Annotated in this window: 13 protein-coding genes; 10 read left to right on the top strand and 3 right to left on the bottom strand. The window is 64.1% G+C overall.

The genetic code is table 11. From position 1 onward, the window contains the following. Positions 1-42 precede the first annotated feature (42 nt). Complete coding sequence (locus tag AB0J29_RS36465; protein WP_364795752.1) at positions 43-906, bottom strand: hypothetical protein; 864 nt, start codon at positions 904-906, stop codon at positions 43-45. Between the two features lie 160 nt (positions 907-1,066). On the opposite strand from AB0J29_RS36465, the gene AB0J29_RS36460 reads away from it, so the two are divergent. The 4 genes from AB0J29_RS36460 to AB0J29_RS36445 all read left to right on the top strand — a co-directional run bounded on the left by AB0J29_RS36460 (position 1,067) and on the right by AB0J29_RS36445 (position 5,090). Next, positions 1,067-2,275, top strand: a complete 1,209-nt coding sequence (locus AB0J29_RS36460; RefSeq protein WP_364795750.1) for a sensor histidine kinase — start codon at positions 1,067-1,069, stop codon at positions 2,273-2,275. 2 nt (positions 2,276-2,277) lie between these two features. Then, on the top strand, positions 2,278-2,934 hold the full coding sequence (locus tag AB0J29_RS36455) for a response regulator transcription factor (protein WP_364795747.1): 657 nt from the start codon (positions 2,278-2,280) through the stop codon (positions 2,932-2,934). Positions 2,935-3,149: 215 nt separating this feature from the next. Beyond that, positions 3,150-4,607: a nitrilase-related carbon-nitrogen hydrolase gene (locus AB0J29_RS36450; protein ID WP_364795745.1), complete on the top strand. Its 1,458-nt coding sequence runs from the start codon at positions 3,150-3,152 to the stop codon at positions 4,605-4,607. A 126-nt stretch (positions 4,608-4,733) separates the two neighbouring features. Beyond that, positions 4,734-5,090 (top strand): HPF/RaiA family ribosome-associated protein, encoded by a 357-nt coding sequence (locus AB0J29_RS36445; protein WP_364795754.1) that lies wholly within the window; start codon positions 4,734-4,736, stop codon positions 5,088-5,090. Positions 5,091-5,277: 187 nt separating this feature from the next. On the opposite strand, the gene AB0J29_RS36440 is transcribed toward AB0J29_RS36445, so the two are convergent. After that, the gene (locus AB0J29_RS36440) at positions 5,278-5,484 is read right to left on the bottom strand and encodes a DUF397 domain-containing protein (RefSeq protein WP_364795739.1); all 207 of its coding nucleotides are present in this window, start codon (positions 5,482-5,484) and stop codon (positions 5,278-5,280) included. Continuing rightward, positions 5,481-6,359, bottom strand: a complete 879-nt coding sequence (locus tag AB0J29_RS36435) for a helix-turn-helix transcriptional regulator (RefSeq protein ID WP_364795736.1) — start codon at positions 6,357-6,359, stop codon at positions 5,481-5,483. The genes AB0J29_RS36440 and AB0J29_RS36435 overlap by 4 nt, the downstream gene beginning before the upstream one ends. 219 nt (positions 6,360-6,578) lie before the next feature. On the opposite strand from AB0J29_RS36435, the gene AB0J29_RS36430 reads away from it, so the two are divergent. From AB0J29_RS36430 to AB0J29_RS36405, 6 genes are all read left to right on the top strand, one after another. Then, positions 6,579-7,058, top strand: a complete 480-nt coding sequence (locus AB0J29_RS36430; protein WP_364795735.1) for a DNA-directed RNA polymerase subunit beta — start codon at positions 6,579-6,581, stop codon at positions 7,056-7,058. Positions 7,059-7,167: 109 nt separating this feature from the next. Continuing rightward, on the top strand, positions 7,168-7,311 hold the full coding sequence (locus AB0J29_RS36425) for a hypothetical protein (protein ID WP_364795732.1): 144 nt from the start codon (positions 7,168-7,170) through the stop codon (positions 7,309-7,311). After that, on the top strand, positions 7,304-7,552 hold the full coding sequence (locus tag AB0J29_RS36420; protein WP_364795729.1) for a hypothetical protein: 249 nt from the start codon (positions 7,304-7,306) through the stop codon (positions 7,550-7,552). Before AB0J29_RS36425 ends, AB0J29_RS36420 begins: the two co-directional genes overlap by 8 nt. After that, positions 7,549-7,767 carry a hypothetical protein gene (locus AB0J29_RS36415; protein ID WP_364795727.1) on the top strand — a complete coding sequence of 73 codons (219 nt, stop codon included), beginning with the start codon at positions 7,549-7,551 and terminating at the stop codon, positions 7,765-7,767. Before AB0J29_RS36420 ends, AB0J29_RS36415 begins: the two co-directional genes overlap by 4 nt. A gap of 770 nt (positions 7,768-8,537) precedes the next feature. Next, complete coding sequence (ltrA, locus tag AB0J29_RS36410) at positions 8,538-9,800, top strand: group II intron reverse transcriptase/maturase (protein WP_364795725.1); 1,263 nt, start codon at positions 8,538-8,540, stop codon at positions 9,798-9,800. Positions 9,801-9,991: 191 nt separating this feature from the next. After that, positions 9,992-10,516: a GNAT family N-acetyltransferase gene (locus AB0J29_RS36405; protein ID WP_364795722.1), complete on the top strand. Its 525-nt coding sequence runs from the start codon at positions 9,992-9,994 to the stop codon at positions 10,514-10,516. Positions 10,517-10,725: the final 209 nt, after the last annotated feature.

Here is a 10,725-nt window from a genome sequence, read left to right as displayed (position 1 = left end):
TCGTACTGGTCATGAAAACGTCGATCCGAATCTCGCCCCGCGTCAGGCCGATTTGCTGTGAACCGGTGGACTCAACTCAGCCTGACACGCAGGGGATCCGTCGATGGCGTCCCAGCCGCGCAGGGCACCGTATTGGACGATGTCGGTCAACGCCAGCTGCTTGTCCAGTAGCGCATGGTAGCGGGCCGTCTCCTCGGACGTGGGGTTGGCTATATTGCGCGTGGCCCGTAGTTCACGCTCGAGTTGCGCCAGGGTGTGGGTACGGTCGGACTCGAGTGCGCGCAGAGTGATTTTCTTGGCGTCGGGGCGTAGTGCCATCCGCAGCATCCGGGACTGCCGGGTGGCGAGGTCCTGTCTGCGTGTGGGATCGGTGTAGTGGAGTGCGACCTTCTCCAGCGGCGTGACATACGTCCCTGATCCGGTGGGACCGCCGCCAGGTCGCACCGGGCCTGCGACGAAGGCCTCGAGGTAGCGATCCTCCTCGAACCCACGGAACAACCGCGGCCCGCCCGCCGCGACCGCCGCGTCGACCTCGTGCACTGTGGCGATGGTGGCAGGGCCGTCGAATCCTTGTAGCTGCTGGATCCTTTCGAACGTCGGGTAGTTCCCCAAGGACCTGGTTCCCCCCGTCCGCCGCAGTGCGCTGTAGTCCACCTCGTCGATCAGATCGCGGCCGCGTACGTAGGTGGAAGACCTTGCGGTGGTGGCGATCCCGCTGGGCAGGTCGGAGAATGCGGCCGCTAAAGCCGGTGCATTTGCCGCATCGGACTCCACAGCCCTGGCAACGGCCTCGCTAATGCCGTGGGCGGCTTGCGTGGGCCCCCTGGCGGCTGCGGCGCTGGCGTCCTTGGCTGCCGCCCCGAGCAGATCGCGCACAGACCGCCACGCTGCGTCCAGCTCGCCCATAACTGTCACTGTGCCGCACCGCGAACTTGCCGCGCAGCATGTCAGATCTGGATGATCGACGCGCGTTCGCTGTGAATCGGCCTCGCTCGCGAGGATGAGGGGTACATCATCCGGGGGCGGGAGGCGAGTTGGTCCGCTTGCGGGAGACACTGGATTTGCTATGAGTTCTCCTGGTGTACTTGCTCGGACCGCAGCGGATGCCGCGTCCTGGGCATCGAAACGACTGCGCGCGTTGCCGTCAGGTGCGGTAGATATCCTGCTGGCCGTTGCGGTCATGGTGGCCAGTGTTGGACCCGCGATCGTGACGCGGGCGCCGTGGTGGGTGGTCGTCTGCTGTGTGCTCGCGTCCGCGCCGGTGCTGTGGCGGCGGCGCGCGCCGATTCTGGTGCTGCTCGTGGTCGGGCCCGCGATCACGGTGCTGGCCTGCTTGCATGCCATGCCCGTCTTGCCGTATGGAACCATCGTCTGCGTTTACACAATCGCGGCCTACAGTGCGTCTCGGTCGCGGCGGTTCGCGCTGATCACCGTGAGTATCGGAATCCTGTTCTCCCTGATCGTTCCGAACGAGAGTCCGGATTCCTATGGCTATGCGGCCATGTCGTTCGTGACGGCGTGGGCGCTCGGTACCGGTGTGCGGGCGCGGCGGCTCCAGATCGAGATGTTGCAGGAGCGGGCGCGGCGGCTCGAGGAGGAGCGGGTCGCCGCGGTTGATCGGGAACGGCTGCGCATTGCTCGGGATATGCACGATATCGTCGGCCATTCGGTCGGGCTGATGATCGTGCAAGCCGAGACCGGCCCGCTGCTCACCCGCACCGATCCGGATCGCGCCGATGCGACCTTCGCGGGCATCGCCGACACCGGTCGCGAAGCGGTGCGACAGCTTCGCCGCAGTCTCGGGGCTTTGCGCGGCACCGATGATTTGCCGCATCAGCCCGGGATCGAGGCGATTCCTGATCTGGTGGCGATCTCGCGGCGCAGTGGGTTGGCCGTATCGCTCGACGAATTCGGTGAGCGCCGTGTGGTTTCCGGTGATATCGGGGTCACCGCGTATCGGGTGGTGCAGGAGGCATTGACGAATACGATGAAGCATGCCGGGGCCACTGATGTGCGAGTGTCGTTGCGGTGGTCCGAGGATCGGCTGACGGTGCGGGTATCCGATGATGGTCCTGCATCAGCGGCCGGCACAGGAGCTTCGGTCGGCGCAGGACGCGCGGTGGGGATCGGCTCCGCTCTGGGGCATGGACTGATCGGGATGCGCGAGCGCGTCACCAGCGCGGGCGGGCGGCTGCAGTACGGGCGTTCATCGTCCGCGCGCCCGACCCGAGGCTTCGAAGTCACCGCTGAACTTCCTATCGCACAGGAGAATTGAGCATGCGTGTGCTCGTCGTCGACGACCAGGACCTGTTCCGCGCCGGTTTCCGGCTGATCCTGGACACCCAGCCCGATATCACCGTGGTCGGTGAGGCTGTCGATGGGCTCGAAGCCGTCGAGCGGGCGCTGGAACTGGCACCCGACGTTGTGGTCATGGATGTGCGGATGCCACGCCTGGACGGTGTCGCCGCGACCGCCCGCATCTGCGCCGAGACCAGTGCGAAGGTGTTGGTTCTGACCATGTTCGACCTGGACGAATACGTCTACGCCGCGCTGCGCGCCGGGGCCAGCGGCTTCCTGCTGAAGGATGTGCGCCGCGAACAACTGATCGAGGCCGTGCGCGTAGTCGCGGCGGGCGACGCACTGCTCGCGCCCGCCGTGACGCGTCGCCTCATCGCCGACCTGGCCCAACGCGGTCAGCCCCGCCCCGACTTGATGCGCCAACTCGACGAACTGACCGAACGTGAACGCGATATCCTCCGCAACCTGGCCCGCGGCCTCTCCAACGCCGAACTCGCCGCCACTCTCGTCGTCAGCGAGCACACGGTGAAATCCCATGTCAGCTCGGTGCTTACCAAGTTGGGGCTGCGCGACCGCGTTCAGGCTGTGGTATTCGCCTACGAAGCGGGCCTCGTAATCCCCGGCCGCCCAGCCTGAACCCGCCCGTTGCAAATCACGTCGCAGCCGCCGCTCTCGATTGCCCGAATAGGGCTCTGCTGTTCGTGTCCGCACATCCGAACTTCGTTGTGGCCGTGGAACAGCGCCGGGCCGACTCGCGCTCAGGGGTGAGGTGGGATTCGCTCGTGCAGGCGATGTGCGGGAGAAGTCAGCGCGGGGACCATCAGAGCATCCGATCGAATGTGGAGCTCTCGATGAAGCGTTATCTGATCCTGGCCGCGGCTCTGGTGTCGGCGTTGCTGTGGTATCTCGGCACCGGCCTACATCCGCTGCCCGGTCTGTTATTTCTCGCGCCGCTGCCGGTGCTGCTGATAGCTCCACGGGTTGGTGCGGGCACGTCGTTCCTTGCGGGATTGCTGGCATGGTGTGGGAGCGGATTGCGGTATTGGCCGTACTTCATAGACACGATCGAGCAACCGGTACTCGTCACGCTGCTGCTGCTGGGCGCAACCGCCGTGGTATTCGGCGGATTGGTGACGATGACGCGTGCATTGATGCTGCGTGGGCGTCTCGGGCTCGCGGTGCTCGCCCTGCCGACCGGGTGGGTGACGTTCGAGTTCGCGGTATCGCTCGCCGGGCAGTTCGGTGCGTGGTGGAGCATCGCTTACAGTCAATTCGACCTGCTGCCGCTGATGCAGACGGCGGCGGTGACCGGTCCGTGGGGAATCGCATTTCTCATCATGCTGGTGCCGGCGACGGTAGCCGTACTGGCGGCTCCCGAAGTTATTGGCGCACAACGGTTCAGGATCGCGAGCGCGACCACCCTGCTATTTGTCGCGGTTGGTGCGTTCGGATGGTGGCACCTTGCCGGTGCGCCGGAGCGGGATACGGTGCGCGTCGGTCTGCTCGCGGTTTCCCAACCGCCGGAATATGTTCCGGTGGACTCGGCGGACGGTCGCGATATGGTCGCCCGCGCCGTCCGCGAGATCGACAGGCTCGCCGATCAGGGTGCGCAGGTCGTCGTCTTGCCCGAAAAGGCATGGAAGGCCGACGAATCGACGTTGCCGATGCTGGCCGGGCCGCTCACCGAGGTCGCTACCAGGCGCGGTATCCACGTCGTCGCGGGATTAGTGAAAACCGCGGGCGGAACCAGTGTCAACGCCGCCATCGACTATCCGTCGGGACTCGAATACGCCAAGCACCGCTTGGTCCCCGGCCTGGAGGACGACCTCGAACCGGGCACCGCCTGGCAGCGCATTCCGGGCGAACCCTGGGCGCTGGCAGTGTGTTTCGACCTGGATGGTCCGGATCTGGTGCGCGAGAACCGGAACCGTGGGGCGTTACTGCTACTGGTCCCGGCCCTCGACTTCACCGACGACCATTGGCTGCACAGCCGCATGGCCGTCATGCGCGGCATCGAATCCGGTGTCGGCATCGCACGCGCACCTCAACTCGGCGAACTCGTGGCCAGCGATTCCCGCGGCCATATCCTGGCGTCGGCCCGGACCGATATCACGGTCACCCGATCGGTGGTCGCCACCATCCCGCTGGAATCGGACAAGACCATCTATGGCCGATTCGGCGACTGGTTCGGCTGGCTGACCGTCGCCCTGTTCGCGGTGGCGGCCATCGGCTCGTTCCCATGGCGATCGCGCCCAGTTCTCGGCCCCTCACGACGGCCGATAACGAGCGCGGAACAGCGCGCGGTCTGAACCTGGGAATCTGCTGAGCACACATCCGCGCGGGTAGTGTCGGCATTGCCGACGGATTGCTGAGTTCGCATTCAGTGAGTCGGTAGCCGTACGCGGACAGCGCTGTCCGCAGCTATCAGATTGGAGATGCTCGTGCAGATTCAGGTCAATACCGGCAGCAATATCCACGGTGGCGCATCGCTGGCCGAGCGTGTGGAATCGACGCTTTCCTCGATACTCGACCGCTTCGCCGAGCAGATCACCCGGCTCGAAGTCCATCTGACCGATCTGAATGCCCAGAAAGGCGGTCCGGACGATAAGCAATGTGTATTGGAGGCCCGCATTTCCGGTCAGCCTCCGGTCGCCGTAACCCATCGCGCGGCTACGGTCGAAGACGCTTATACCGGCGCTGCCGACGCCATGGCCAGCCTCCTCGACAGCCGCTTCGGCCGCCTGCATCATACGAAGGGTGGCGAATCCATCAGGCGCATGCTCGTCGAATAACGGACGAGATCGATCGTATCCCCCATAGGGAAGGTCTTTGCGAGCGCCAGCGAGGCGCAGTCATGAGCGAGCGAACCACGGTGTCCTCGATATCGCCACGCGCGCACTCGATTTCACTCACACAGACCGCAAGAAGGCCCTCTGACCGAGCGTCGGCTAGAGGGCCTTCTTGTTGTCGAGGTAGCGGTTACGGCCGGTCGAACTCGCCGTCGTGCACGCCAGCGGTGAAGGCATCCCACTCTGAAGGCGTGAAGACAAGCGCTGGGCCAGCCGGATTCTTGGAGTCCCGGACCCCGACCATGCCGCTATCGACAAAGGCGACCTCTACACAGTCCTGGCTGCCGCTGCTGCGACTGCTCTTGAACCACCGTGCCCCCGACATATCAACACTCACCGGGTCAACTCCTCTGCAATCTCGAGAATGAGCCGTCGACTCGCGACCTCATCCAATGCCGAACGCTGTAGCCGAGTGTATGCGTCCTGGTACTGCTGTACTTCCTCAGGTTTCTCGAGGTACAGCGCGCCGGTATACCCCTGGACGTAGACGATCGGCGGTTCGGTGAGGTGGGCTGTCGGATGTTTCGGGAATTCGAGCAGGACGAACGTACCGACCAAGAGTCCCGCGTGCGTGCCTGCCGAAGCTGGAACGACCCGAACCGACACATTGTCCAACCGACTGACCTCTGCAAGGTGTCGTAGCTGGGCCGTCATCACGGCAGGTCCCCCGATCGGTCGGCGCAACGGCAACTCGTCCAGAATGACATCCAACTTGATCGGATTCTCATCATCAGTGACTCGAGCTTGCCGCCGCGACCACAGCTCCACACGCCGTTCTATCTCCGCCGTTTCGACGTTCGGGAACTCCTCCCAAAGCACCGCGCGGCGGTATTCGGGTATCTGCAACAGACCGGGGATGAGGGCCGATTGGTACGTGGTCAGCCGATGGGCTGCCTGTTCGAGTCCGACGAAGAGATCGAAGTGCTTGGGGATGGCGTCGCCATAGGCATGCCACCATCCTTTGCCCTGCGCTTCCTCGGTCAGCCCGAGTAGGACTTGGGTCTTCTCCTCGGTTGCCCCGTAGACCTGGCACAGCCTTTCGATATCGATGAGTCGCAGGCGCACCGGTTGTCCGGTCTCCATCCGCCAAATCGTTTGCTTACCAACGGAGATGGCCTTCTTGGCCACGTCCATGGTTATGCCAGCGTTCTGCCGCAGGTCATTGAGTTCGCGCCCCAGCAAACGCCTCGGCAGCGTGGAACCAGTAGCCATCTGTCTTGCCCCTCCAAGAATCCGGTTGTGATTGGAACCAGACTGACAGCCGCGGTGGAACTTTGCTGGTTTTCGTTGAAAAGTTCCCGCTGAACCGTAGAGCTTCGGCGCGTCGAGTGGTGTTCTGAATACGCGCCCGGAGAGAGCTTCCTACTCCCAGGAGTTTTCAGGGGCCGGGCGCACCCAAGCCACTCCAACGTCAGCAGAGGTCTAAAACCGATGGACCACATAGCTTTTGGCGACACCCCCGTTTCCCGCTGCCACTACTACCGGCGGGTGTGCGACCTGCCCGCCACCGTCGACCCGCCGCACCTCGGGCGAATCATCATGAAAGCCGAACATGTTTGGGCGCTCATCATGCCCGGCCATCTCGGACGAGCCGTCAAATCGCGTATGCGACAACATGATTCGGATATTGGTCCGATTCTGTCGCATCCGCGTTCGGGCCGCTGGACCTACCTGGTGCGACCGGACATCCCCGATGACGTGCGCCTGTTCGCGGAAATGTTCCGCCTCGACGTCTCTGTCGTACGCACCGGCGGCACCATCGCCCTCCCGTCTCCGGTCGATCACTGTGTGGAGTTCCGGCGCTGGGTTCAACCACCCCGATGCACGTTCCGGCCGTCCGGCCTCGTGATCGTCGATGCGATCCGCGCGTGCTCAGGGCAGCCGATGCGACGGAGGACGGCCGATGCCTGAGTGCACATGTGGACCATGGATCAAGTTATCCCTGTGCGGCGCAGCAATATTCAGCGCCAGCACCGGGAAGTTGGTATCGGTGGCGTGCCCGTCGCGACTGTGCATGGGCATGGTTCCGATAGCCGACGACCGTATTGCCGATCACGCGCCGATCATGGCGAACCCGCAGCCGTGCCCGTGGGTCGGCGTGCGGATTGTCGATGACCGGGCGGACTTCGCGCCCACCGCCATCGGAGTTGTGCGCCATGAGTGAGGTTGAACGACACCATAAGGCCGAGATAGCGCCGTCCGCGGCGGCCTTGCGCGCAATCTTCCACGAGCGTACGCCAGAGAAATTGGCACTCGCCCCGGTCGATAGCGTCACACTCTGCCACACCGCGAACGGAATCACCGTGGTCGGCGAAGACGGTTGGTGCACCGACTACGACGACACGACCGAAGGAGACGCAATAGATGCCGAGTCGATCAGCGTTGTCGATAACGAGAAGTCATGAGCAAGAACATATCTCCGCACCCAGGAGAGCCGGATGTACATCTGAGCGTGTTCCTCCACGGTGCCCGATTCGACTTCGCCGCCTGCCTCACCGCAGCGTTGATCTTCATGCGGGATCACCAGGCGCAGCACTACGTCGACGCCGTCACCGTAGACCTCGGTGATACCCGCGGCTACCCGCGCCTGCCATGCGAGCGCCTTTATCTTGGCCCATGACCGAGACGCTGACCTGCTCAACACTTTTCGGGGGAGCGTGGCGGCTCACTCGGCGGGGTTGTCGTCCGGCCAGCTGTCCGCGATTCTGATGGCCTGAACGCGCGATAGGCGGTACGAGCGGGTGTTCCCTAGTGGTTAGATCGGATGGAGGGATCGCGCCGAGTAATTGTCAATTCCTGTGTTGTGTCCTGGACGCGAAGGAGAGGTGTTGTAGGAGAACCGATCTGGAGCGGTGCTGCGTGGGAGATGAAGGTATGGCCCTTCGGAGCCGCCCTGCAGGGGGAGGCTTCAAACCGCCTCATGCTGCGTTGGCTGAAGACCGTCGTGGTGAACGATGAGGGAAAAGGCGTCGTGAGAGGCGTCAGGTGGGGATCGGGAAGACGAGCGTGAGCGAATCGCTGATGACGTGTCGAAATTGACGAAGACGACATCAAAACCGAAGCGTCACAGGTGTTTCGGGAAGAGCCTGGCGGGAGCCTGCCGACTGGCCAGGTGGTGTCCGGCATTCAGGCGACGTGAGTCCGATCTGCTGCTTCTGCGCGGAACTGGAGAAGGCGTGTCCCGGACACACTCCGGCCGAGGCCGGGGGACAGGGAGCGCTCCAAGCGGCCCAAGACCGCGAGGGGTTGAGTACCGTCGTCGGGTGCGCCGGCGGACCGGCTCGTAGTAGTGGTGAAGCTCCTGTAACGGGAGCGGAGCGAAGGGGCCGGGTCGTTCGTGGCGGTGTTCGTCCGATCAACCGAAACCCGTTGGGGTTCGGGAGGAGTCGCGTGAATGCGTTGAAGTTGCCGGACAAGCCGTTCGAGATTTCGAAGCGGGCTGTCTGGGAGGCATATGAGAAGGTGAGGGCCAACCGGGGCGCGCCCGGGGTGGACGAGGTGACGCTCGGGGAGTTCGAGGAAGACCTGAAGGGCAACCTGTATAAGGTCTGGAATCGGCTGTCTTCGGGCAGCTACTTCCCGCCGCCGGTGCGTGCGGTCGAGATTCCGAAAGGCCCAGGACGAGGCACCCGGATGTTGGGGGTGCCGACCGTGGCCGATCGGGTCGCGCAGACGGTGGTGGCCGGGGTGCTGGAGGAGAGAGCCGAACGGGTCTTTCATCCGGATTCCTTCGGTTATCGGCCGAATCGTTCCGCGCTGGATGCGGTCGGGGTCTGCCGGGAACGCTGCTGGATGCACGATTGGGTGATCGAGTTCGATATCCGCTCGTTCTTCGACAGCGTCCGGTGGGACCTGGTCTGCAAGGCGGTGGCGGCGGTCTGCGACCTGCCGTGGGTGATGCTGTATGTGAAGCGGTGGCTTGCCGCGCCGGTGCAGTATCCCGATGGCGCCGTGGTGGTGCGGGAGAACGGAACCCCGCAGGGGTCGGCAATTTCTCCTGTGCTCGCGAACCTGTTTCTGCACTACGCGTTCGACGTGTGGATGACCCGGGAACATCCGGGTGTCCGGTTCGAACGCTATGCCGATGATGCTGTCCTGCACTGCAATAGCCTCGCCGAGGCCGAGAAGGTCCTGGCGGCGCTGCGGGTGCGGATGAGCGAGGTCGGGTTGGAACTGCATCCGGACAAGACGCGGATCGTGTACTGCAAGGACGGGCGACGGCGCGGTGAGTATGCGCACACGTCGTTTACGTTCTTGGGGTTCGATTTTCGTCCGCGCCGGGTGCGGTTGAGGTCGGGGAAACTGATGCTCGGGTTCAACCCGGCCGCCAGCAGGGACGCGATCAAGAAGATGGGCGCGCAGGTGCGGTCGTGGCGACTGCACCGATGCACCAGCCTCACCGAGAAAGACCTTGCACGGTGGATCAATCCGATCGTGCGGGGCTGGATGCAGTACTACGGGAAGTATTACCGGTCGGTGCTGTATCCCCTCCTGGGACGCATCAACGCCTACCTGATGCGGTGGCTGCGCAACAAGTACGGGCGGCTGCGCGGGCGGAAGAAGGCCCTGAAGGCGTGGGAGAAAGCGGTGGCGCTGCGTCCCCGGTTCTTCGCGCACTGGCAGTGGATTCCGTCCATGCCCAGCGTCTGGTGATCAGAACGACACGAGCCGTGTAAATCGAGAGATTTACGCACGGTTCTGCGAGGGCCGGAGGGTGAGACCCCCTCCGGCTACTCAGCGATCAATTGAGCTCGCTCATGCGGCGATGGGTGCTGTGCTTCTTCCAGGGAAGCCTCCTTGCAGCCGATCGATGCGGAGGCGGACGCCTGTACGAAGATCACGGCGTGAACGATCTACGCTTCCGTCTCGCTGACGACGCCGATCTTGCCGCCGTCGTGCGTCTACGCGACGACGCGGCGCGCTGGATGCTTGCCCAAGGCGTCACTGGTCAGTGGCAGCCTGGTGAGCTGGGCGAGGGCCACTTCCGCCGGATCATGGAGAGCGGGGAGGTATGGCTCGCGGAGGTTGCCGATCGTGTGGTCGGGGCCTGGGAGCTCTGGTGGGAGGACGAGGACGCTTGGGGACCTCAGCCGCCGACGGCTGGCTACGTGCACCGGCTGATGGTGGACCGCAGGAGAGTCCCGCCCGGGACAGGGCGGGAGCTTCTGCGGGTCGCGGAGCGCCGCGTGGCCGAGGCGGGACGACCGTTGGTTCGTCTGGACTGCCTGGCTACCAACGCCCGTCTGAGTGCGTACTACCTCAACGCCGGCTATCGGGTTATGGGACGCAAGGAGGGTAAGCCGCAGCCGGGCGGTACGCCCAAGTCGTTCACGCTTCTCGAAAAGTCCGTAGGGGATGAGTCGAGGTAGATCAAGCGGGTGAGGAGTAGTTCACGCTGCGTTGCTCTTGGGACTTTCGATGAGGTGCCCGCGTTCGAAGCGGGCCCCGGCGCGGACCAGGGCGACGAGGTGGGGTGCGTTCACTGAGGTTTCCCTCAAACGGTGGACAGGGGGTTTATGCAGCTTCAGGCGGCCGCGCGGAGTGACTTCTCGAAGTTATCGGGACTTTGCATCCCGAT

It is taken from the genome of Nocardia sp. NPDC049707 (assembly GCF_040674855.1).
Lineage (GTDB): Bacteria > Actinomycetota > Actinomycetes > Mycobacteriales > Mycobacteriaceae > Nocardia.
The sequence above is the reverse complement of the archived record's forward strand: the minus strand, read 5'-3'. Positions and strand labels throughout refer to the sequence as shown.